This is a genomic window from Altericista sp. CCNU0014 (assembly GCF_044923475.1).
Taxonomy (GTDB): domain Bacteria; phylum Cyanobacteriota; class Cyanobacteriia; order Thermosynechococcales; family Thermosynechococcaceae; genus JAAURS01.
On record NZ_CP137338.1, the window covers coordinates 4,527,008 to 4,548,480 of the forward strand.

Below are 21,473 nucleotides of genomic sequence, written 5' to 3' on the forward strand. Positions count from 1 at the left end.
TTCTCCTAGTCCGCGTAGGCGGACATCGTTCTTGTAGGCGCGGCTTGATGGTGCAGAAAAGTCATGAAGACCTTACCAGCAGGCAATATTCAAATCTGTCAAAGGTGACAGAGAGGGGCATTCAATGTGATGCTTAAGTTCCCAAACTCAGAGCAATCCTATGTCAACCCCTCAACTCTATCGTCAACTGCAAACTCAACTGAGTCAATGGGTCACACCCAAAGATAAACGTCACCTTACTGTGTTTGCTGAAAACATCGCTGCAATCCTCCAAGCCCAAAGTGGCAGCTTAAGCCATTGGCTGACTTATTTGAGTCATCGTCGTTGTAAAGCCCGCTCTCACATGGAACGACTGAGCTACTTCGTTCATAATCCCAAGATCACCTCAGAAACATTCTATGTTCCATTACTGCTTCAATTTCTTCAAGCGTGGGCGGGCATGGCGACGACATTGACCCTGGATACAAGCATGCTGTGGGATGAGTATTGCCTGATAGAGGTCTGTCTGACCTGGGGAGGGCGCTCTTTTCCTTTGGCTCAAAAGGTGCTCAAGCATGGCAGTGCTACGGTCGCTTTTGCGGACTATTGCTCAGTGCTGGATGTGGCTGAGACGGTCTTACCCGCTGATTGTCAAATCACACTATTGGCTGACCGAGGCTTTGAGCATGGTGAGTTAATTCGTTGGCTACGGAGCCATCAATGGTCTTGGGCAATTCGCGCTAAATCCGATTTGAGGGTCACGTTGTCTAATGCTCAAACCGAGTCGGTTGCTGACCTGCTGCCAGAGCCTGAACAAGCTTTTCTATTTTCTGATGTCACGATTCTTGAAGATATCCACTGTCATTTGGCGACCGCTCGATTATCCATCGCCCAGGAGGCTTGGGCTGTGATTACAGATAAATCGCCTTCTGTGCAAACCTTCGCGCTATATGGTCAACGTTTTGGTGGCATTGAACCCCATTTCAAGGATTACAAGTCTGCCGCCTTTGAACTGCCTCGTTCTAAACTCAGAGATGCCCATGCTTTAAGCCGACTGCTGATGTTACTGGCGGCTGCGACCATTATTGCCATTTGCGTTGCCATTGAAACGATCGCTCAAGGCGCACTAAAGTCCATTGATTGGCATGCTCACAGGGGATTGAGTTTTCTGCAAATCGGGCTAAGACGGATTAATCAGTTGTGCTATCAAAGATTACCGCTGCCACCCTTGAGATATTTGCCACGATGTAATCCACCACCTGCTTATGCCTCTCTCAAGAAGCGAGATGCGATGAACACTCGCATTGAGTTTGCCAAGGTGACTGTCTTCTAAAGCTTTCAGCTCCTTTGAGTTTTCTGCACCACTAAGGTAGGCGCGGTTTCAACCGCCAGCCTAATTCTGGATCTTATTTAACCCACGATCCTAAGCGTAAAGCTGTAGATTCTTCTGAAGCGGTTTATAGTTGGGCAACACTCGATCGAGCTGAACGTCAGATAGCTTCAGGTGACGCTCTAACACAACAGCGATCGTATCCCGAAAATCCGTCGTAATCGCCAGATCTCGTTTCTCGTGCAGTCGATCTGGGGAGAGTCCCGGCCAGGCTCCGTAGACTTTACCGCCGCGCAAGCCGCCACCCATCACTCCCATAACATTGCCGTGCCCGTGGTCGGTGCCCCCATCCCCATTTTCGCGGGCAGTACGGCCAAATTCTGACATGACCAAGATCGTAGTGTCTCTATAGGCCGAGCCAAGGGCAGTTTGCAGCGCGGCTAATCCTTTCCCCAGTTGCTCTAAATTACGCGCCAGTTGTCCCTGGCTTGCGCCTTGATTGACGTGAGTATCCCATCCCCCTAATGCCATAAACCCCAGCTTTACCCTAGAATCCTTGACCATAATCTGAGCCAATCGGCGGGCATCGCTGGCAAACCCGTTGGGCAACGGTGCTCCATTGTTCGCCATTTTTGTCTCGGCATCCAGATTTGCCAATAGGGCTTTGCGGGCTAAGCGACCTTCTCGATACGCCTGACTGAGGGAATCATCGCTGCCGTACAGACTGTCGAAGGCAGCAGCAACCTTAGGCTTATCCAACGGTAACGGATTCGCTGCCTTGCGACCCGCAGCCAAGGTGGCGACAGGTACTCGACCCGCCAGAATCCGGGGCGTCGTACTGCCAACGTTAACGGCTTGAATGGGGTTGCGGCCAGCCATTACGCCCAGCAAGCGATTCATCCAGCCATCTTGTATCGTTGAAGTGCCTGGGATACCCCGTTCCATATTGTCCTGGGCCTCAAAGTGCGATCGCGTGGGGTCTGGCGAACCCGAGGCATGGACGAAGGCCAACCCCTTCTGCTGCCACAGCGGCATCAAGGTTGCAAGGGCAGGGTGGAGACCAAATTGACCGTCTAGATCCAGGGCACCGCCTGCTTTCCCCGGTTGAGGGATGGCAATTCGCGGTCGATTTTGGTAGTAGGCTGTTTCGCGGTAAGGAACGACCACATTCAATCCATCTACAGCACCCCGCAGGAAGATTACGATGAGGCGTTTGGGGTCCGAGCTGCGGGTTGAGGAAGTTTGGGCCAAAGAGCGGGCAACCCAGCCGTGGGTTCCAACAGCGGCAAAGATGGAAGCAGCGGCAAATCCAGTTTGTTGCAAAAATTGGCGTCTGTTCATAGCAGTTTTGGATGGAGATCGAGGGACTGGACTAGCGCTATCGCCGCATGAATTCTGGACTGCCGAGTACGAGCGCGGCGCGGAGTTGGGGAGGGCTGGCGGCGATCGCCTGTTGCGTTTTTGCAGAAAACGGATTGCCCAGTGTAAGTCCGAGCTGCGTCGCATCCAGAGGAGCCATCAGCGCAGAAGAAGGCTTTAGCGACTTCCGAAGCATCGGTCCCGCGAGGGTTAAGCGTTCCCTTCGGTTTGATGGGGGACGCTCCGAGGACGCCGCGCTCATAGCGGTTGTCAGCGGCAGCCGTCCGCTGGCAAGGGCAGTAGCAAAGCTAATTCTTCGAGTCATGGCATCGGGATTCAGCCAAGCCGCTTCGGTATTTTTATACCCATCGGGCGTCAGGCAGCCGTAGAGAGGCATGCCAGCCTGCTGTAAAAAGCCAACAACCGGACGAAAATTCGTCACCTCAGTCCCCGTCGCGCGAACTGCCGACAGGGCATATTGATAGGGCGTCTTGAATTTTGCCTTGTAATAGCGGCTATCCCAAAACTCCGGGCTGCGAAACAGCGCGCTCAAAACGGCCTGAATATTGCCGTCGGTAGACAGAAAGGTTTGAGAGAGGCGATCGACCAAGGGGTTGGGAGGTCGATCCGCGACAAAATACTGCGCCAGCTTATAGCTGATGCGACGAGCCGTGACAGGACTCCTCGCCAACATATCGAGGGCTTGTTCCCCTTCTGCCATACCGCTGCCCTGAATGGTACGCCCCATAAAAACCTTGTCGCTATAATCATGGCGCTGGGCATCGAAGTAGAATCCATATTCCCCCACGCCAGGCCGCGCAGATCGCCGAAACGTCCATCCCGTAAGAATTTTGGCCAGCGCAACAACATCCTGTTGGGTATATCCGCCATCTACCCCCAGGGTGTGCAGCTCCATTAATTCGCGGGCGTAATTTTCGTTCAAGCCCCGCGCCTTCCCGCGAGCGTTCGGTCCTGTCGCAACGGTATTCTGCCAGTTATCCAGGTAAAACAGCATGGCCGGATGGCGCGCGGTTGCTCCGACAAGGTCGCGGAAGCGACCGAAGGTATGGGGACGAATCGCCTCTCGCTCGTAGGCTCCCACTAAAAAGCGAGTGACACCTTTGCGATCGAAGACGTTGAAATGGTTGTACCAAAAGTCCACCATCACTTCTTGCAGTTGACGCGGGCTTTCGGTCGCTCGCAGCAAGCGCGCTTGCTCGGCTTGCTCTCTGACGTAGCGCATTTCTTGTTGATAGGCGCGCCTTTGCTCTGGGGTGGGTTTCTGTCCTTTGACCGATCTCGGCAACTCGATCTGCTCTAAAAGCTGCAATGAGTTCAGCTCTAAGGTTTCAAGTTGGGCGAGCCGTGCGTTCAGACGCTGCGATTCTGGGATGGCGTTCGGGTTGAGCTGCTGCTGGATGTAGCGTTCTATCCCCAGGTTTGCGGCACGCTCGATATCCCCCGGTTGAGGGCCAAAGCTCAGGCGGTCGAGCGCGTGCAATACTTTTGGATCTGGCGGTACGGCGGCGCGACTCGGACTTAAAAATCCAAATCCTACGGTTAGCGCCAGAATGTAAAAAGACTGTATGGAGATGTTTTTTTTCGCGTTCATAGCTTCTGTTTAAGAGGCAGTTTGAAAAGTTTCTCAGACATTACACTCGCCCCCCTAACCCCCCAATTCTGGGGGGAAATAAGCCTAGTTTTTGGAAATGACCCTAGTTTTCGGTGTTCTCCCCCCAGAATTGGGGGGCGGGAGGGCTAATGCAGGGACGAATGAGGCTTTTAAAACAGCCTCTAAGCAGTTTGCGTTCTGTCAGGTCTAAAGTTTCTCGTGCTAAGACGGAACTCCATTTCAATGAAATCTTTGGTGGCGAGTATTTATCGCCATTTGGCCTGCAAAGTTCTGTTGATTTAGACATTAATTTAGACAGCTAAGCGCTCCGAATATTTCACCATTACCTGCAAACTTTAAATGCGATTTTCGACGCGATCGCCATCCTACAATTCTGTAGGACAATTCTGTAGGGGCGCGAGGTTTTGCGCCCCGATTAAACCCAGACTTTAGTCGTGGCGATCGCGATAAATCGAGTTGGAGACGCGGTTTAAACGTCGATTGAGATGATAGCGTTCCTGCGCCGTGAAAGAACCGCCATCTCGCCTATCCCTTTTTTGCTGCAATTCGATAGAAAGCGATCGTCGTTGCAAATTGCGATACTCTTTAGGACCGATACTATCGTCTTGAACTCCATTGAAAATACGACGTTGTTGATTGGCTTGCCGCTGGTTGACGGTAGATGGAACCTGTTGGCTGGCCTGAGCTTCGAGCGGAGCAAACAGCGTTGCAACGCAAATGACTGGCATGGCAAAACGAAAGATAGAAATCATGATTGGAACTCCAAATAATGATAGAAATTGAGTGAGGGGGTTCGCTTCGATTGGAATCAATTCATTTTGTTGACTTCCAATCGTTAGACTGGAATAACAGGAGAAAGGTTCAAATTGTTTTGTATTTACTTAGACGTCTGAATGAAACTACTGCTGAGGTCTATTTAACAAACTTTTTCGTTGCGATTTTCCTTTGCGGTTTCCCATGCGATCGGCCAGTTGCTGCCGTTGAGCTGGGGTTAGCACCTCTCGCATTTCTAAAAGACTCTTAAAACGCAGTTGATTGAGCGATTGCTGTTTTTGCTGCACGTCCTGAAACTTAGAAAGCACTGTAGATGAAGGCGTGTCGCTGCCAAACATCTGTTGCATTGCTTGACGCGCTTCTCGAACGCCGCGCTGTCGATCGCGAATTCGATCTTTGTACTCCCGTCGAATAGACTTCAGTTTTTGGATCTGGTCTGGGGTTAGGTTGAGTCGTTGAAACATCTGACTCATCCTTTGAGACCGTGCATTTTGGGGCGGGTTGGCTGTATCGGTTTGCAGGGCAGCCGTTTCCTCAGGGAGACGCTCGCCAGAGGCGGATTGGGCGCTGACGGGGAGTTTATCGTTCGTAAAATGAGGGATGCTCAGGGCTACCGCAGCGCCGAGCGCAAAGCCCAAAAAAGTAAAGGCCGTGGGCCGGGTCAGTTGCATGAGCTTATTCCTGTCTTGAAGGTGAGCGGTAAAAAAGACTTGGACTTGAGGCAGATGGGGATGGTCCGGTTGTCGAATCCAGGTCGGAATCTCGTTCTGCTAGCCAAAGGGGAACATCCTCCGCATTTGCCACTTCGTCCCAATTTTGAAACCAAAAGTTCTCGATTTCGGCAAGGTCTCCAACGGGGCGATGGGGTGCGATCTCGACTCGGTACAGTTGCCACAGCGCGCACAACACGACCGAAAAGCCAGCCGCAACCGCCAGCCGTCTCGGCCAGCCGCTGCGGGTGGCACGAGCCGCAGGTGCAGGTGCAGCAGCGTTACCCGCAGCAGCCGCTTGGCGCACGGCGATTGCAGCCATCAACCGATCTTCAGCCCCCGCCACCACTTCAGGCACCGGAGGAGCGTGCTGCCGTAAAAACGCCACCAGATTTGCATCTCTGTCGTTCGGCTCGTCAGCGCGATCGGGGCTTGGAGGATTGACCTTAGTCATAGGGAAATGCCTTCTTGATGAAAGAATTGACGAAGCATTTGGCGAGCGTGAAATACTCTGGACTTCACCGTTCCGATCGGGATCTGCAAAATGTCGGCAATTTCAGCCTGGGGAATATCCTGGAGATCGTGGAGAACGATCGCAATGGCGTGGTCCGAGCTAATGTGCTGCAGCCCTCGACGGACCAAATCGCGATGGTGAATGTGCTGTAGGGAATTTGTAGCACTGTCCGTCGTTGCGTGCGCGATCTCTTGCTGCTGCATGCGTTTTCTTTTCTGGGCCATACTGCGTCGGTAGTCTGCACCCACATTCCACGCGATGCGGTACAGCCAAGTCGAAAACTGAGCGGACCCGCGCATTTTGGGTAACCCGTTCCAGGCTTTGATAAACACTTCCTGGACCAGATCCTCTAGCATGTCGGGGTCGCAGAGGTGCCCGAGCATCGCGCGGACCGACTTTTGGTGTCGTCGATACAGCTCTCGAAAGGCATCGGTCCTGCCACACTGACATGCCCCGACCAACTCCGCATCGGAAGGGGGAGTGGAGGAAGTATTAGCGGTCATTTCTCGCATGCTTTCCGGGCCAAGGATGACAGAACCTCAGGGACCATATTGCCAGACCTCTCGTTTCAATATTTGACCTTCCTATTGACTTAGACTCTCGCAATGCGAAAACGGTTCAATAGCGAACGCTTGCCTTTACAATGTCACTTCTTTATATTTTCTTTATAATCAATATGAAGATGCTTTAAGCACGTTGAGATTTTTCCATGGAACCGCTCCTGCAAGACCGCTCTCCTCGGTACAATGCTCTTTCTTTCATCCTCGATCCCATTCGTCACTGGCTGAACCAATGGTCCGTTGAAGACTTTAAGCTCGCTCACCGAATTTGTAAGCTCATCCCGCCGCAATGTCCCTTCGAGCGGGACATCAAACTCTTCGGTCGTACAGTTGCCCATATTCCACCCCTTTGCAAGCTGAATCCTCTCTTTGAAGAGGTGGTCGGCCTGAGATTTCGCGCGCTGTGTTATCTGGCCGATGAATGCGGCGAAGACGTCAGCCAATATTGTTGACCGTCGATCCCGATTCGCGTTGTTCCATGACATCCACCTCTTGCGGGTTGTGACGCAGTTTTGCGTCGGGGGCAAGAATTCTGTGGAGTAGATTGGCGCTCGATCGGGTCAAGATCGGCTTTAAAAGTAGAAATTGCACCTATTCCATATTCTAGATGGGCAGATCCTATGGGTCTGCCCTTGCGTTTTGGCTGACAATGCGGCATGATACCGAGCGGAAAAGCTGATGACTGGGGCCGGAGGAAACTAAGTCGCCCCCAAGACAGTCTTGAATGATGCCGCAACGTCTAGAGGATATTTATCAGGTGCGATCGCTGTGAAACTAAGCTGGCTCTTTCCCCTAACTGCGATCTCCCTTCTGGGTCTCATGCAGCCCGCTTGGGCGGGTAAGCTGATCTATTGGAAATTTAATAAACCGCTTAACCGCATCGAGTTTATTACCAACGAAGGCGTGCAGCCCCAAGCCAAATTCGTCGCGAATCCAGCGCGGCTGATTATTGACATCCCCGGCACCAGGGTCGAGAAATCCAAGCAAAAAAAACGCAAAAATGTCACCCGATTTATTAGAGAGGTGCGGGTGGGCCAATTCGATCGCGAAACCGCTCGCGTCGTCGTAGAATTGGGACCTCAGTACACCTTAAGGCCAGACGATATCCGAATTCGCAGTCTTTCCCCCAGCCGCTGGTTCGTGCAGATTCCAACTCCCGTCCTGAGCGAAGGGGCGATCGCCCAAAATGCAAGGCCCATCGACATCGATATCGACTCCGACGCCGATCTGCCTGAAGAGGACCCCTCCCCACCCGTCGATTCCGTTCCGCCCGGAAAGCGCATTCCCTTCCCGGACCTTCCTCCCGTCGAGATGCCTGCTTCGGCTGAACCGCCGAGTAGCGCCCCCATCAGAATTCCTACCAGAACTCCCGTTCGGACGCCAGTCAGAGCAGGCGCGCCAGTGGTCGTCATCGATCCGGGGCACGGTGGGCGAGATCCTGGCGCAATCGGCATTAGAGGACTTCAAGAGAAGGTCGTGGTACTGTCAATCGGCACCCAAGTTGCCGAGCAGCTCCGTCGCAGAGGAATAAACGCAGTTTTAACCCGTACGGACGATCGCGAAATCGATCTGCCCCCTCGCGTGGCTAAAGCTGCCCGCCTCAACGCCGATGTTTTCGTGAGCATTCACGCCAATTCCATTAGTCTCAGCCGCCCAGACATCAGCGGCTTGGAAACGTATTACTATTCCAGCGCGGAGGGCTATCGGCTGGCGCGGGCGATCCACAGCCGCATTCTCAGGGATACCGTCGTTCAAGATCGCCGCGTTCGTCAGGCTCGCTTTTACGTGCTCCGTCGCACCAAAATGCCCGCTGTGTTGGTGGAAACTGGTTTTGTGACGGGAGCGCAGGATGCCGCGCGCCTTTCGTCTCCAGTTCAGCGCGCCAAGCTTGCCGAAGCCATCGCTCAAGGCATTTTAGATTACTTGCAAAAGTGAGGGTGTCGCGATCCACCGAATTTACTGTAGGAGCGTCCTAACAACGCGGCGGGCGGTCAGGTCCCAAATCTTAATGGAGGGTTCGTCGCTCCCGCTGACGAGCATTTTCCCGTCGTGGCTGAATTTTAGAGTCGTAATCGTTCCGCCATGACCGACCAAGCTCCCTTCCAACGTTCCGGTGCGCGCGTTCCAGACTTTAATTGAAGGTTCGTTGGTGGCAGAGGTTGCAATGCGATCGCCAGTGTCGCTCACGGCAATCACTGAAATGGCCGAAGGTTGCTTTTGCATCCGCTTGCGCAGGGTTCCTTTGGATAGATCCCAAAGTAAAACTGAGCCGTCCCAGCCGCCGCTGGCCATCACTCGTCCGTCAAAACTCAGCGCAATGACGCTGATCGGCTCGAAGGGCGCCCCGCTAATTGCGCTTGCAAATGTTTTTGTCAGTTGTCCCGTCGCAGCATTCCAAAGCTGAAATTTACCGTCGCTGCTGCTGCTAATGACCGTTTTGCCGTTAGGAAAAACGGCCAAGGCCTGTTCTGAGCCGAGAGAATTGGAAGAGATCCGGATCGTTCTTCCGGTCTGAAGATCCTGAAGCAACAGAACCCCACCCCAGCCGCTGCTGGCAATGAGCTGTCCTTGGCGATCGGTTGCTGCCGTGCGAATCGTTCCTTCAATTCCCCAGGCGCTATTGGTTAACAAGCTGCGAAGGAGTTCCTGCGTTTTTAAGTTCCAAACTAAGATTTTGCCGCTGACGCTGCTGGTGACCAAGGTTTCTTTGTTCGTGCTGACGCCAACGGAAACGATCGGCTCGTAGTGGTCTGAAAACGTTTGCCGCAATTGTCCCGACGGAAAATCCCAGATTTTGATGGTCATATCTTTGCTGCCGCTAATCAGCAATTGATTGTCCAAACTGAGATCGAGGGCTGTAATAGAATCCCAGTGTCCGCCATGCTGTAATTCGGAGCTTTGCTGCGCGCCCGTTGCAGGTACAAACTTACCTAATTTTGATTTGACCTTCTGAGCGGGGGCCCCGAACCCTTGTGTCAGAGCTGCTTTGAGGGTCGCTCCACCTTGCTGGAGAATTTCTACATTAAAGTCGGGCAACAGTAAGATGGTCAGCCCGACCAACCCGATGGCGATGCAGCCCGCACCCCAAAGCACTGGGTTGGATCGGCCGATCCAGGAAAGGGCGGTCTGCGATGGAGGCTGTCTCATCTGCGTTAAAAGCGTCGCGCCCCTCTGTAGGGGGAACCTTCCCTGCCCCCCAGCCCCCATTAAGGTCGATAGGCCCGGAGACGTAGCATAGTTGGGGTGAGGGCGATAGCGCTTGGGAGAGACGGCAATCTTGCGAGGGGTGGGTTGAACCCGAGGGGGGGTAAGGGTGGGACTGAAAACGTCTAGGCCGACGGTCGAACGGCGATCGCACCAGTAGCACCGACCGTAGATGCGACTGTAGTAGTGGTTGTTTTCAAGGTGACATATTTTCAGGTCGGCGATCGCCAACTTAAGCGCTTCGCCCCACTCTTGGGCGGAGGGACGGGCTTGGGGGTTGCGATGGCCCTCGGTGAAGCAGCGCTGAAAGCACACCTGAAGCTGAGGATGAACGATCGAAAGGGGAATCGTATTCGGTCCCGGCTGCACCATGCTTTTGGAGGCATAGGGCCAGTAGCCTTGGCGGATGAGTTCGGCAGGCTGAGGAGACTCGCCCCGCCCAATCCACTTTCCCTTAAAGGGTTGGTCGCCAAACAGCAGCATAAAAACCATGACGCCCAAGCGAAAGCGATCGTGAATTTCGGTTTGATCTTGGGCAGAGAGTTCTTTTCCCAAAAGCTCGGCGGGCGTAAACCCTTCAGAACCCACCGGGCATCGATATAGCGTTTGCGTTTTCGGATCCCGTACCTGAAACGAATCCGTATCGATGACCGAGATCAAGGCCCGGCTGTTCACTAACAAATTTTGAGGCTTAATATCTCCTACCACATAGCCCTCCTCGTGGAGCGACTTCAGGGCAAGAGAAAAATTGAGGGCAGCGGTGTGAAGGTAATACCAATTAAAGCGGGGTGCTTTACGATTTCGCAGTTTGGCGTTGTAGACTAAGGAAAGTTTGACGCCATCCACAATTTCAGGCATCAAGAAGCCCAAACATTGTCCCTGCGCGTTTTGGAGCAAATCTTGCGGCCAAGCAAAGGTCACGTGGTGGTGGTGCCGCATCGGATTTTGAGGCGGATGGGCAATCATCACTTTGAGCTTGTCGATGCGATCGGGCGTGGGTGTATGGTACAGTTTCGCCAAAAAACCAGGAAAATCGGTCGTCCAAACCGTACCTTCCCCACTGCTTGCCAATTTTTTGATTAAAACAATCGAACGGCCAGAAATAAGAGAGGTTAAGACTGACCCACTCATGGCTCCTCCGGCAACTCTGAGCAGTGAAGACAAACCAGCAGGGTTTTATCGTCGTCGGTTTTAGCGTTGAGGCGTTCTGACTCTAGAAAGGTTTTGAGGTATTCGTACCGTTCTGCTTGAGTGGGCAGTTGACGCAAGCACGCTTCAAAGGGTTTGAAGAACGGCGCGTAGGGCTTCCAGTCTTGCAGGCGAATTGCAACCCGCTCCAGACCGTCGGTTGCCGCGCATAAAAATGGTGACAGAACCGACTTCACGCAGGTTCCCATATAGTCTGAAGCCTGGGGAGTCGTCACAAAGACGGTTTCGTTGATAAACTCGCCCTTGTCGGGTTCGAACAAGAGTTGGTACGGCGCGCTCTCATGGCCGCGCAAAATCATAAAGCCATCGCCGATCTGCATCGCTGCGACCCAATCTGGAGAAGCGACAAAGGCCAACAGCGTGCAACCCAGATCGCGAAGTTCGCAGTCGCTGGCGATCGTTTCCTGTTTCAACGCGTCTAAAACGTCGTCAAAGACCTTCATGAAAAAGTGAGGTGCGGCCTCTCTCATTTCGTCCAAGGACGGCATCTTGGCAAATTGATGCGCCAACAACTGAGAAAAGGATGTTAATGCCGATTCAACCGCGATTTGGGCGCCGACTTCAGCATGTTTGGCGCTGCCCGCGCCATCGGACACTGCCCCCAACAAGTAAGGGCCCTCCATGCGATAGCCGCCGTAGTCTTGACAGGGTTGACTGCGCTGTTCGTGACGAGTTCCCATGGCTGAATGAACAATCGCTTTCCAGGTCACACATTGTCCTCAATCGGGAAAAGGGAAATTGCGGTAAATTTCAAAAACGGTATTAAGTTGTAATTTGGCCCCAACCCACTGGCGGTAGTGCCACCATATCTCCCCCGACCGTACTGGTGGATACCCGCACCATTGAATCGCTGAGCCACAAAAACATCGATCGAAAATCCAGACCGTTTAGCATCAGCGGCGGACGCATCGGCGGTGCGATCTGGCTGAGGGTGTTCATGTCTGCACCCTGAACGCCTACAGCAAAAAAGGAAAGCTTTCGTTGATTCTCGGCATCCTGAAGTCGCTGGGCGGCTTGAAGCCAAGGCGACCCTGGATTGGGTGCGCCATCTGTAATTAAAAAGACCCAAGGGCGGTAATACTGAATGCCGTTGTTCCGATAGGTTACTTTGCGCGTTTCGAGCAGATCGAGGGCGAAGCTAATCGCTTCTCCGATCGGCGATAGGCCGTTGGCTACTAAGTTTGGCGGAATCATCTGATCGATGGTTACGAAGTCTTGCACCAACTCCACCGGTCCAAAGCTCACCACTGCTACGTCCACTCGCAGAGCGGCCTGCTCGTCTTGGAGAACGGCTTCCCGAAACGTTTTCAACCCTTCATTGAGGGCATCAATCGGCGCTCCGGCCATGGAGCCTGAAGTATCAACCAGCAAGATCACTGGGCAGCGATTTTCTGGATTTTCGACAAATTCTGGTTGTCCGACAATCATTTACGATCCCGATGATGGAGGCAATAAAGGCGCTGAAACGAAGCAAGTTGACTCAACGTTGCTCCCGCATTTAGTATGCTCTCTATTTTGGCAGCGGTGAGCCAAAAGTGCAAAGGATCGGATCGGATTTCAGTCCTGGGGCTGGTTGAGACGACGCAGGTTGAGGACGTCGCTCATCTTGCGCACTTGAGCGAAAACGAGTTCTAGCTGATCGTAGTGCTCGATATCTAAACCCAGTTGGATCAGCGCGGGGCGGCCTGGAAAGGTTTTGACCTGAGCGTTGTGAACGTTGACTTTACTGTCGGTGAGGCGCGTCAAAATATCTTTGAGCACGCCAACTCGATCCAAAACCTCAATTTGAATTTCGACGGGATAGGTGGGCCTGCGTCCGTTCGTTTGGACAGCGGTATTCCACCGCACCGGAATCAGGCGATCGCCTGGGATGACATCGACATTGGAACAGCCTTGGCGGTGGATCGAGATGCCGCGACTGCTGAGGGTGACCACACCTATAATCGGTTCGCCCGGAACCGGATGGCAGCAGCCGGCAATGTGGTGCATTAGTCCTTCGATGCCCAAAATTGGCGCATCGCTGGGGGCGCTCGGGGGAGAAACGTTCCGGTTGACGGCAGTAGACTGGGGCAAAAGAAGGTTGCTGTCTGCCGCAATACCTTCGCCTTTGAGCTCTGGCGGCTGTTGTTTGCGAATCGTTTCTCGGAGGCGATTGACCACTAGGTTGAGGGTCACTTCGCCATAGCCCAAGCCCGCAAGCAGATCCTCCGGGGATTGGTAGTTACATCGCTCGGCAACGGACTGCATGGGTTCCGACTTGAGCAGCGCGTCAAAGCCGCTCTTACCCATTTCCTTTTCCAACATTTCTCGCCCGCGCAGGACGTTTTCTTCCCGACGCGATCGCTTGTACCACTGGCGGATTCGATTGCGGGCTGAGGTCGTCCTGACAAAATTAAGCCAGTCCAAACTCGGATGGGCGTTTTTTTGCGTCAGGACTTCGACAATATCACCATTCCTGAGGGGGGTATCCAGGGTAACTATCCGACCGCTGACCCTCGCGCCGCAGCAGTGATTGCCCACCTCCGTATGGATGCGATAGGCAAAGTCTACCGGCGTAGCGCCCTGGGCCAGAGAGATCAGATCTCCCTTGGGCGTAAAGACGTAGACCTCGCTATCGAATAAATTGGCTTTAATATCGTCTAAATATTCCTGGGCATCTGCCTCTTTGAGGTCGCTTTGCCATTCCAAGAGCTGCCGCAGCCAAGTAAACTTATCGTCCTTGGCGTTCCATTGGCTGGGGAGCGAGTTGCCGGACTCTTTATATTTCCAGTGGGCGGCAATCCCGTACTCGGAAACGTGGTGCATCTCTAAGGTGCGAATTTGCACCTCTAAAGGACGACCGTTGGATCCGATGACCGAGGTATGGAGCGACTGATAGCGGTTTGGTTTCGGCAACCCGATATAGTCTTTAAAGCGACCGGGAATCGGACGAAAGCAGTCGTGCACCACGGCCAAGGCCCGATAGCACTCGTCATTGGACTGGACGATCGCGCGCACTGCCGCAACGTCAAAGATCTCGTGAAATTCCTTTTGTTGGCGCGCCATCTTCTGGTAGATGCCGTAGAGGTGCTTGGGACGCCCGTTTAGCTCTAAATATCCCAACCCTAAAGGCTCCAGTCGCTGTCTCAAGATTTGAATGACGTCCGCCAAACTGTCCTCGCGCGAGGTTCGCTTTTCGGAGACGAGCTGCTGAATGTGGCGATAGGAGTCCGGCTCTAAATATTTAAACGAGAGATCCTCTAACTCCCACTTAAACCGCCAAATCCCGAGGCGATTGGCTAAAGGTGCGAATACATCTCTGGTTTCTAAGGCAATGCGCCGTCGTTTTTCCTCGGGCAGATGCTCCAAGGTGCGCATGTTGTGCAAGCGATCGGCCAGCTTCACGACAATGACGCGAATGTCCTTCGCCATTGCCATAAACATGCGGCGAAAATTCTCGGCCTGACGTTCGGTTTTGGTCGAAAAGTTAAAGGTGGAAAGTTTGGTGACGCCCTCTACGAGTTCGCGCACCTCTTGTCCGAAGGCAGCCTCTATCTCGTCAGGCGTAATATCCGTATCTTCGACGACGTCGTGCAGAAAGCCGGCGGCAATCATCTCGGCACTGCCGCCCAAATCGTGCAGCAATCCTGCTACGGCTACTGGATGGGCGATGTACGGTTCGCCGGAAGCGCGGCGCTGTCCTTGGTGGAGCTGGTAGCCAAAATTGAACGCTTTGCAAATCAACGCTCGATCTCGATCCTCGGCAAGCGCCAAGTCGGATGAGCCGGGCAGCAGGCAGCGCTGGAGCCAGTCCGGGAGTTCAACGTCTGAAGGAGCAGAGTTAGCAGCAGCCGTCACATTCATGGCAGAGCGCGGGTTTTAAGGGGGTTGGCAAGCGATCGAAACAAGCAAATGGAGGCGGGTAATAAAATTAAATCTGAAAGGTCGATGCTAATCTGCGGATTCAGCAAAACGCTTTACATTTTTTATTCTATTAAAACACGGTTAACTCTTGCTGCTCGCTGCTGTATCGCCAACAGACCCAATATGACCGATCGCACCGCATTCGCAAGCTGGCAAGCCTTTAATGCCAAAATCGAGCAGGTACAGTGCCTCTGTCAAAATGATACTGGAAAATTAGCGCTCCCCCCCGAACTCTTCTCTTTGCTCGACGAGCTGTACGACGAGTTTCAAGCCCAGATAGCCGCTGGGTCGGAACCCTTCAGCCGCCTCGGAGCGGGGGCGCGACACGTCACAGAACTTCACCGCCTGCTGCGCCTCTCGCTGACAGACGCGGCCCTATGCCGGGCGGCGCGGTCCGAAGGACTCCAAAGACAGCGCCGCGAGCGCCTGCGCGAGCGCCTGTCTCAACTGCACCCCCATGCAACGGCGATCGCAGCAGCGCTTTCAGACCTTTAAACGAACGGACGAGGCACCGGCTGCGGCGATACTTTTGCTCTTATACCAATTGCCGTTGCGTTATCGTGGCCGTTTTCAGTATTGGCTAGCTCGATCAGTTGTCTGAGACCTTCCTCTAGTGGGTTTTTGAAATCGAGCAGCGGCATGAGGTATTGCTCTTGAAACCGCTCTAGAAGCTGGTTATCCGTGATCCCGTCCGAGCACAGCAAAAACACGCAATCCTCGGCGAGCGTCAGGCTGCGGACGTCGGGACGAAGCGCGTGATCGGGCCGCGGACCTAGAGCTTGGGTCAGTTGGTAAGCATCCGGGCGAGCGTAGGCAATTTCAGGTGCGACGCCGCGCTGAATCTCCCGCTGGCCGACTTCGTGATCCACGGTCAGCTGTTCCAATCCGTTGCGATGGGTGAGGCGGTAGAGGCGACTGTCTCCCACGTGGGCAAACCTAAACTGAGTATCCTGCAACATCGCCAGCACCAGGGTCGTGCCCATCCGGCCAGCCCCAAAGCGGGTTTGAGATTCATTGAGGGTATGGAGCGTTTGATTGGCCCAGTAAATCGCGTCTTTGACGGCTGCCTCGCTCGGCATCTCTTCTTTCCAATGCTCGGCAAAAAACAACGATAGGGTTTCAGCGGCCATCCGACTAGCCACTTCCCCTTGAGCGTGGCCGCCCATGCCGTCGCACAAAATATAAACTCCTCGGCTATAAACCTGAGTCGTTTCAGCATCCATAAGCTGAGTGAATCGGTTATCGATCGTAAAAAAGTCTTCATTGTGGTGGCGACTATTCCCGACATCTGTAATGCCAAAGGATTCCAACCCCATCACTCGATTGGGCAAAATGACCGTTGGGAAGTCTTCGAGCGGATCGTCCGAATCGTCGTCTGATGCAAAATCTATGTCGAACTCGTAACTCTCGCGCGCTTTTAAGTGGAACGTTTCAGGGTCAATTGACTGGCTTTCGAGCGCGTCTAGGGGTTGAGTCATAGTGTTCAAAGCCAATATTTAACCTCAGATCGAATCGAGCGGTTGTAACGGAGCTAAAGAGCTTCATTCCCGACCTAGCCCTGACGTAGCCCATCATTGCATAGCTCGTCAGAAATCGTATCCATGTCTGTACCCATGTCTGCGATATCGAGTGTTGCCGCTGACTAGCCCCACGCGTCGCCCAACATCATCCTAATCAGCGCTTGCGTTAAATCCATCCGATAAAATACGGAACTTTCCCTTCCCGTTCTATTGCGGCTTCAGCCCGATCGTCCGACAAAGCGTTTCGATTTCTGCTTGGGTGAGGGTGCGCCACTGTCCCGGCGCTAGCCCCTCCAGGCTGAGGTGGGCGATCGCCACCCGAATCAGCCGCAGGGTCGGCAATCCTACCGCTGCCGTCATGCGGCGCACCTGTCGATTGCGCCCCTCAGTCAACGTCATCTCTAGCCAAGCGGTGGGAACCGTCTGGCGCGCGCGAATGGGCGGGTCGCGGGGCGGGATGTCCGGGCGATCGCCCAGGCAACGGACCTGTCCGGGACGGGTGCGATATCCTCGGATCGTGACGCCCTGGCGCAGCGCCTCAAGGGCCGATTCCTCGGGCACGCCTTCCACCTGTACCCAATAGGTGCGCGGATGTCCGAACTGCGGGTTGCTGAGGCGATGTTGCAGGGCACCGCGATCGGTCAGCAGCAACAATCCTTCGCTATCTCGATCCAAACGACCCACCGGATAAACCCCAGGTACTGGAACGTAATCTTTGAGCGTGGGCCGAGGATTGTCAGAGGCGTCGCTAAACTGAGTCAGAACGCCATAGGGCTTATTGAGCAGTAAATACGTCCACTTCATCGAACGGTCAGTTTTCTTCCCATGGACTTCTCTCTCGATCGCTAGCGGATTGGCAATGCATTGCGAACTGTCGAGCGATAAACTGTAGAATTGGGGCGAAGGCTGAGATAGCGAGGGCAGACTCGACTCAGTCGCTCTTTTTGCCACCGATCGCTTTCGAGATCGTCTCCCGTTCAATCGTACCAATTAGGGATGGATTTATTACGCTCGTTGCCCTTGGGGTTTTATCTCGAACAGCCAATTACTTGGCTGCATCGGCTCGATCCAAGGGTAAAGCTGGCTTGGTTGATGGCATTTTTAGTCACGCCGTTGTTGGCCACTCTCCCCTGGCGCATTGGCATTGTAGTGGCCCTTTTGCTGCTGACGGTGTTGGCCCGCATTCCGTGGCGCGCGTTAAAGCAACAGATGGGCTGGATCCTGATCTTTTGCTTCCTGATTTTAGGTATCACTGCTGTCATGCCCGATGGCTTGGCCGTGCGATCCCAACCCCGGCTGCCTGCCGATGAATTCCAGATTCCCCGTGCTATCCCGCCCTCAACCGCTGCCGCAAACCGCCGGCAGTGGTACGACCCCTTCGGCTGGTTTCAACCCTCACCGCCTTTGACACAGAAGAAGGTGGCGCTTCCCCAGCCTCCAGAGAAGCCCTATCGATACGTGTTGCTCCAGCAAGGACCCGTTACGATTACGCGTCAGTCCCTGCGGTTGGGGATACAACTGGGAACCGGATATTTTACCCTCATTTACAGCACTACACTATTCCTGCTCGCAACCGCACCTGAAGAGATTACAGCAGCCCTCGATCGCCTCGTGCAACCCCTCAAGCGCTGGAAAATTCCGATCGTCGAAATTAGCTTGACCTTGACGCTCTCGCTGCGGTTTATTCCCCTCGTACTGGAAGAGGTGCAAAACTTAGTCCGTTCGGTGCAGACGCGGGCCATTAACTGGAAGAAGCTCGGCTTTCGAGGTGCGGCGCAGCTCTGGCTGACGGTGGCAGATCGGCTGCTGGAAAACCTGTTTTTGCGGGCCGAACAGATTGCCAGCGCCATGGCTTCGCGAGGGTTTACGAGTCCCAACCGCCACCAGGTGAAATGGCAGCAGCTTCGAATGAGATCGCGCGATTGGGTGGCGTTAGGGCTTTTATCTGCAGTTCTGGGCCTGCGGATCCTCATCGCCTTCGAGCCGTTCTAGTCGCCCATCTATCTATATATTTATGCAAGCTTTGCAGCCTTGGACCTGGCGATCGCTTCCCTTAAACGGCAAAAGCGGAACCGAAGTTTTTGCGGCCCTGTTTCAACATCAGCCCGTCGCAACGCTCCTCGAAAGCCCATCTAACACAGTCGATCCCCCACTGCCCAACAGCCGATTTTCAATCTGCGCGGGTTCGCCGCGCCATCGAGCGGGGAGGCAGTGCCTCTGGACGCCTGCCATCGGACGCGTGCTAGACTGCCTCGCTCGAAGGCTACAGGATGGACGAAGGCTTCCCGCCCCCGATCCGGCGATCGAGCATCTTCCCTTTATCGGTGGCTGGCTGGGCTGGCTGGGTTACGACCTCGCCTGGGAGATCGAAACCCTACCCTGGCTGCGTTCGGACGCGCTGCCCTTTCCCGTCGCCTTTTGGTACGAACCCGAAGCCTTTGCCGTTTTAGACCACCACCACCAGCAGCTGTGGCTGGCTGCTGGCGCGCCTTCAGATTTGGATCGGCTCGAAACCCACCTCGCTCGATCGCCCGCGCCCTGCGAGACCGATCGGGTCGTACAGCAATACAGCAACCCGTCCGTCGATCTCTCCCGAGCGGCCTTCGAACGAATGGTGCAAACCGCCAAACAGCACATCCAGGCCGGAGACGTGTTCCAAACTAACCTTTCCCTGCGGTTTCGCGCCGACGCATACCTGCACCCGTGGCACCTTTATCGAGCCCTTCAGCAGGTTAACCCTTCACCATTTGCCAGCTACTGGCAAACGCCTTGGGGCTGCGTGGTCAGCGGGACGCCAGAGCGCCTTGTCGAGTACCGCCAGGGCAAAGCGCAAACGCGTCCCATTGCAGGGACCAGACCCAGAGGCCAGACCCCAGAAACCGACCGAGCTTACGAGCGAGAACTTCTCAACAGCCCGAAAGAGCGCGCAGAACACATCATGCTAGTGGACTTAGAGCGCAACGACCTGGGCCGGGTTTGCCAGTGGGGCAGCGTCCGCGTCGACGAGCTGCTGACCGTCGAGTTCTACAGCCACGTCATGCACCTGGTCAGCAACGTCAGCGGCCAACTCCATCCCAATGCCACGCCGATAGACCTCATTCGAGCCGCGTTTCCAGGCGGGACGATTACGGGCTGTCCTAAAGTGCGCTGCATGGAAATCATCGAGACCCTCGAACCCGTTCGCCGCAGCTTGTTTTACGGTTCTTGCGGCTATCTAGACGTTCGCGGCCATTTAGATCTCAATATTCTGATCCGAACCTTGTTGGTGGCCGCCTCAGACCTCAAGCCCGTCCCGTGGCATCAACCTGCCTTAAAGCACGCGCAGCTTTGGGGGCAGGTCGGCGCGGGCATCGTTGCCGACAGCGATCCCACCCAAGAATGGTTGGAATCCCTTCAAAAAGCAAAAGCCCAGTGGACGGCCCTCAAAAAAATCGCTGAGTATTCCTGCTAATCTCTATTAAAGGCTGCTAAAGACTTTACAACAATCATCGCAATCCGCCACGCTCGGGCGAACCTACCCCCATCAATGATCACTGAAACGTATCTCAACCATCCAACCTTTGGACTTTTGTATAGCATCTGTTCGCTAGATAAAGATCGGGCGCTCTACACTACGCTTTATGCCCAGCGCCTTTTTTTCCTCGTCACCCAAAACAACGAAGGCATCAAATTTGAGCCGATCACCCGCAACGAAGCCCGTATCTTTGCCGAAAGCTCCTTAAGAACCCTTCGCCGAGAGGGGTCTCAGGCAGATTACGATAGATTGCAAGCCATTCATCGTCACACGTTTTAATGTCTGACTGGTCCGTTTTGTCTTCAGTCGCCGAGCGCGTTGCCCATCTGCGAAACCTCGTACCGCCGTCGGTTCGGACAATCGCCGTCAGCAAGACCGTCCCGAGCAGTTTGATGCGGGAGGCATATGCAGCAGGCATTCGGGATTTTGGGGAGAGTCGCCTTCAGGAGGCGATTTTGAAGCAGCAAGAGCTTGCAGACCTCAGCGACATCGCGTGGCACTTCATCGGGCACCTTCAGAGCAACAAGGCCAAACAGGCGCTTCAGCACTTTCAGTGGATTCATTCCGTGGATAGTCTGGCGATCGCCCAACGGCTCGACCTGCTAGCCGCAGAACTCCAGGTATCGCCCCAAATTTGCCTTCAGGTCAAACTCAAACCCGACCCCAATAAATTTGGGTGGACCGCTCCAGAATTGCTGGAGCAACTGCCGCTCCTTCAACCCCTCCAGCACCTTCGCATTCAGGGATTGATGACCATTCTTCCCCTCGGACTTTCCCCTGCCGAACAGCTCGAAACCTTTCAATCCGTCAGAGATCTCGCCCAAACCATTCGCCAACATCCCGACACCCCCTTACCCTTGACCGAACTTTCCATGGGCATGTCCTCCGACTATGCTCTTGCCGTTCGAGCTGGAACCACCATGATTCGACCGGGAAGAATTTTATTTGGCGAAAGAAAAGAAATAGCCCTCTCACAACCCGCCCAACCATCGGACTCCGACCCAGCTTAGCCCTTTGCTAGTTGTCGCTTGGATTGTTCAGAGCGTTTTTCCTCAGAAAAGTTGCTTTATAAAATTTTTATGTAATCTTTTCAGTATCGGCTTACGCATATCAAATTCTTGATGTACAATCTGGTTTTGAATTTGTCCTATAAGTGCAAACCATAAGCGTTGCTCTTTAATTCAACTTTGTATCGACCTATACCATCAGGGGCTAGCGCATTCGCGACGGTAAATAGTCTTTCTCCAAAATCCGATCGATTGGG

20 protein-coding genes and 1 pseudogene are annotated in these 21,473 nt (G+C 54.1%); 8 read left to right on the forward strand and 13 right to left on the reverse strand.

Going from position 1 to position 21,473, the window contains the following annotated elements:
• Nucleotides 1–160 precede the first annotated feature (160 nt).
• Complete coding sequence (locus R6H26_RS21605) at nucleotides 161–1,312, forward strand: transposase (protein ID WP_404783408.1); 1,152 nt, start codon at nucleotides 161–163, stop codon at nucleotides 1,310–1,312.
• A 90-nt stretch (nucleotides 1,313–1,402) separates the two neighbouring features.
• Here the strand turns inward: R6H26_RS21605 and R6H26_RS21610 are convergent, their stop codons facing one another.
• From R6H26_RS21610 to R6H26_RS21635, 6 genes are all read right to left on the reverse strand, one after another.
• Nucleotides 1,403–2,650, reverse strand: coding sequence for a DUF1501 domain-containing protein (locus R6H26_RS21610; RefSeq protein ID WP_404785447.1), 1,248 nt, complete (start codon nucleotides 2,648–2,650; stop codon nucleotides 1,403–1,405).
• A 37-nt stretch (nucleotides 2,651–2,687) separates the two neighbouring features.
• Nucleotides 2,688–4,280 carry a DUF1800 domain-containing protein gene (locus tag R6H26_RS21615; RefSeq protein WP_404785448.1) on the reverse strand — a complete coding sequence of 531 codons (1,593 nt, stop codon included), beginning with the start codon at nucleotides 4,278–4,280 and terminating at the stop codon, nucleotides 2,688–2,690.
• 449 nt (nucleotides 4,281–4,729) lie between these two features.
• Nucleotides 4,730–5,053, reverse strand: a complete 324-nt coding sequence (locus R6H26_RS21620) for a hypothetical protein (RefSeq protein ID WP_404785449.1) — start codon at nucleotides 5,051–5,053, stop codon at nucleotides 4,730–4,732.
• 147 nt (nucleotides 5,054–5,200) lie between these two features.
• Nucleotides 5,201–5,746: a Spy/CpxP family protein refolding chaperone gene (locus R6H26_RS21625; protein ID WP_404785451.1), complete on the reverse strand. Its 546-nt coding sequence runs from the start codon at nucleotides 5,744–5,746 to the stop codon at nucleotides 5,201–5,203.
• Nucleotides 5,747–5,750: 4 nt separating this feature from the next.
• Entirely contained in the window at nucleotides 5,751–6,239 is a 489-nt protein-coding gene (locus R6H26_RS21630; RefSeq protein ID WP_404785453.1) for a hypothetical protein, read from the reverse strand.
• Nucleotides 6,236–6,802, reverse strand: coding sequence for a sigma-70 family RNA polymerase sigma factor (locus R6H26_RS21635; RefSeq protein ID WP_404785455.1), 567 nt, complete (start codon nucleotides 6,800–6,802; stop codon nucleotides 6,236–6,238). The genes R6H26_RS21630 and R6H26_RS21635 overlap by 4 nt, the downstream gene beginning before the upstream one ends.
• 257 nt (nucleotides 6,803–7,059) lie before the next feature.
• Here R6H26_RS21635 and R6H26_RS21640 point away from each other — a divergent pair.
• A pseudogene (locus R6H26_RS21640) lies at nucleotides 7,060–7,311 on the forward strand (Mo-dependent nitrogenase C-terminal domain-containing protein); the annotation flags it as partial.
• On the opposite strand, the gene R6H26_RS21645 reads toward R6H26_RS21640, so the two are convergent.
• The gene (locus R6H26_RS21645) at nucleotides 7,295–7,450 is read right to left on the reverse strand and encodes a hypothetical protein (RefSeq protein ID WP_404785456.1); all 156 of its coding nucleotides are present in this window, start codon (nucleotides 7,448–7,450) and stop codon (nucleotides 7,295–7,297) included. The pseudogene R6H26_RS21640 and the gene R6H26_RS21645 overlap by 17 nt on opposite strands.
• Before the next feature lie 177 nt (nucleotides 7,451–7,627).
• Here R6H26_RS21645 and R6H26_RS21650 point away from each other — a divergent pair, with 177 nt between their 5' ends.
• Nucleotides 7,628–8,794: an N-acetylmuramoyl-L-alanine amidase gene (locus R6H26_RS21650; RefSeq protein WP_404785458.1), complete on the forward strand. Its 1,167-nt coding sequence runs from the start codon at nucleotides 7,628–7,630 to the stop codon at nucleotides 8,792–8,794.
• A 21-nt stretch (nucleotides 8,795–8,815) separates the two neighbouring features.
• Here the strand turns inward: R6H26_RS21650 and R6H26_RS21655 are convergent, their stop codons facing one another.
• The 4 genes from R6H26_RS21655 to R6H26_RS21670 all read right to left on the reverse strand — a co-directional run bounded on the left by R6H26_RS21655 (nucleotide 8,816) and on the right by R6H26_RS21670 (nucleotide 15,115).
• Nucleotides 8,816–11,194: a hypothetical protein gene (locus R6H26_RS21655; RefSeq protein ID WP_404785460.1), complete on the reverse strand. Its 2,379-nt coding sequence runs from the start codon at nucleotides 11,192–11,194 to the stop codon at nucleotides 8,816–8,818.
• Nucleotides 11,191–11,982, reverse strand: coding sequence for a PP2C family serine/threonine-protein phosphatase (locus tag R6H26_RS21660; protein WP_404785462.1), 792 nt, complete (start codon nucleotides 11,980–11,982; stop codon nucleotides 11,191–11,193). Before R6H26_RS21660 ends, R6H26_RS21655 begins: the two co-directional genes overlap by 4 nt.
• A 52-nt stretch (nucleotides 11,983–12,034) precedes the next feature.
• A complete protein-coding gene (locus R6H26_RS21665; protein ID WP_404785464.1) occupies nucleotides 12,035–12,700 on the reverse strand; it encodes a VWA domain-containing protein in 666 nt (221 codons plus the stop codon).
• Between the two features lie 129 nt (nucleotides 12,701–12,829).
• Nucleotides 12,830–15,115: a RelA/SpoT family protein gene (locus R6H26_RS21670; protein ID WP_404785466.1), complete on the reverse strand. Its 2,286-nt coding sequence runs from the start codon at nucleotides 15,113–15,115 to the stop codon at nucleotides 12,830–12,832.
• 183 nt (nucleotides 15,116–15,298) lie between these two features.
• Here R6H26_RS21670 and R6H26_RS21675 point away from each other — a divergent pair, with 183 nt between their 5' ends.
• Nucleotides 15,299–15,670, forward strand: coding sequence for a hypothetical protein (locus tag R6H26_RS21675; protein WP_404785468.1), 372 nt, complete (start codon nucleotides 15,299–15,301; stop codon nucleotides 15,668–15,670).
• Here the strand turns inward: R6H26_RS21675 and R6H26_RS21680 are convergent.
• Both R6H26_RS21680 and R6H26_RS21685 read right to left on the reverse strand, forming a co-directional pair.
• Entirely contained in the window at nucleotides 15,667–16,653 is a 987-nt protein-coding gene (locus R6H26_RS21680) for a serine/threonine phosphatase (protein WP_404785469.1), read from the reverse strand. The genes R6H26_RS21675 and R6H26_RS21680 overlap by 4 nt on opposite strands.
• A 249-nt stretch (nucleotides 16,654–16,902) precedes the next feature.
• Nucleotides 16,903–17,499: a pseudouridine synthase gene (locus tag R6H26_RS21685; RefSeq protein ID WP_404785471.1), complete on the reverse strand. Its 597-nt coding sequence runs from the start codon at nucleotides 17,497–17,499 to the stop codon at nucleotides 16,903–16,905.
• 192 nt (nucleotides 17,500–17,691) lie between these two features.
• Between R6H26_RS21685 and R6H26_RS21690 the strand changes: the two genes are divergently transcribed.
• The 4 genes from R6H26_RS21690 to R6H26_RS21705 all read left to right on the forward strand — a co-directional run bounded on the left by R6H26_RS21690 (nucleotide 17,692) and on the right by R6H26_RS21705 (nucleotide 21,219).
• Nucleotides 17,692–18,687 carry an energy-coupling factor transporter transmembrane component T family protein gene (locus R6H26_RS21690; RefSeq protein WP_404785473.1) on the forward strand — a complete coding sequence of 332 codons (996 nt, stop codon included), beginning with the start codon at nucleotides 17,692–17,694 and terminating at the stop codon, nucleotides 18,685–18,687.
• A 22-nt stretch (nucleotides 18,688–18,709) separates the two neighbouring features.
• Nucleotides 18,710–20,146, forward strand: a complete 1,437-nt coding sequence (locus R6H26_RS21695) for an anthranilate synthase component I (RefSeq protein ID WP_404785474.1) — start codon at nucleotides 18,710–18,712, stop codon at nucleotides 20,144–20,146.
• Nucleotides 20,147–20,221: 75 nt separating this feature from the next.
• The gene (gene pipX, locus R6H26_RS21700; RefSeq protein WP_404785475.1) at nucleotides 20,222–20,488 is read left to right on the forward strand and encodes a transcriptional coactivator PipX; all 267 of its coding nucleotides are present in this window, start codon (nucleotides 20,222–20,224) and stop codon (nucleotides 20,486–20,488) included.
• Nucleotides 20,488–21,219 carry a YggS family pyridoxal phosphate-dependent enzyme gene (locus R6H26_RS21705; RefSeq protein WP_404785477.1) on the forward strand — a complete coding sequence of 244 codons (732 nt, stop codon included), beginning with the start codon at nucleotides 20,488–20,490 and terminating at the stop codon, nucleotides 21,217–21,219. The genes pipX and R6H26_RS21705 overlap by 1 nt, the downstream gene beginning before the upstream one ends.
• Nucleotides 21,220–21,473 lie beyond the last annotated feature (254 nt).

Coding starts and splice junctions, on each gene's coding strand:
- R6H26_RS21620 (WP_404785449.1), bottom strand. CDS start 5,053: ATGATTTCTATCTTTCGTTTTGCCATGCCAGTCATTTGCGTTGCAACG.
- R6H26_RS21610 (WP_404785447.1), bottom strand. CDS start 2,650: ATGAACAGACGCCAATTTTTGCAACAAACTGGATTTGCCGCTGCTTCC.
- pipX (WP_404785475.1), top strand. CDS start 20,222: ATGATCACTGAAACGTATCTCAACCATCCAACCTTTGGACTTTTGTAT.
- R6H26_RS21685 (WP_404785471.1), bottom strand. CDS start 17,499: ATGAAGTGGACGTATTTACTGCTCAATAAGCCCTATGGCGTTCTGACT.
- R6H26_RS21675 (WP_404785468.1), top strand. CDS start 15,299: ATGACCGATCGCACCGCATTCGCAAGCTGGCAAGCCTTTAATGCCAAA.
- R6H26_RS21635 (WP_404785455.1), bottom strand. CDS start 6,802: ATGACCGCTAATACTTCCTCCACTCCCCCTTCCGATGCGGAGTTGGTC.
- R6H26_RS21695 (WP_404785474.1), top strand. CDS start 18,710: ATGCAAGCTTTGCAGCCTTGGACCTGGCGATCGCTTCCCTTAAACGGC.
- R6H26_RS21655 (WP_404785460.1), bottom strand. CDS start 11,194: ATGAGTGGGTCAGTCTTAACCTCTCTTATTTCTGGCCGTTCGATTGTT.
- R6H26_RS21690 (WP_404785473.1), top strand. CDS start 17,692: ATGGATTTATTACGCTCGTTGCCCTTGGGGTTTTATCTCGAACAGCCA.
- R6H26_RS21705 (WP_404785477.1), top strand. CDS start 20,488: ATGTCTGACTGGTCCGTTTTGTCTTCAGTCGCCGAGCGCGTTGCCCAT.
- R6H26_RS21615 (WP_404785448.1), bottom strand. CDS start 4,280: ATGAACGCGAAAAAAAACATCTCCATACAGTCTTTTTACATTCTGGCG.
- R6H26_RS21665 (WP_404785464.1), bottom strand. CDS start 12,700: ATGATTGTCGGACAACCAGAATTTGTCGAAAATCCAGAAAATCGCTGC.
- R6H26_RS21680 (WP_404785469.1), bottom strand. CDS start 16,653: ATGACTCAACCCCTAGACGCGCTCGAAAGCCAGTCAATTGACCCTGAA.
- R6H26_RS21670 (WP_404785466.1), bottom strand. CDS start 15,115: ATGAATGTGACGGCTGCTGCTAACTCTGCTCCTTCAGACGTTGAACTC.
- R6H26_RS21605 (WP_404783408.1), top strand. CDS start 161: ATGTCAACCCCTCAACTCTATCGTCAACTGCAAACTCAACTGAGTCAA.
- R6H26_RS21625 (WP_404785451.1), bottom strand. CDS start 5,746: ATGCAACTGACCCGGCCCACGGCCTTTACTTTTTTGGGCTTTGCGCTC.
- R6H26_RS21630 (WP_404785453.1), bottom strand. CDS start 6,239: ATGACTAAGGTCAATCCTCCAAGCCCCGATCGCGCTGACGAGCCGAAC.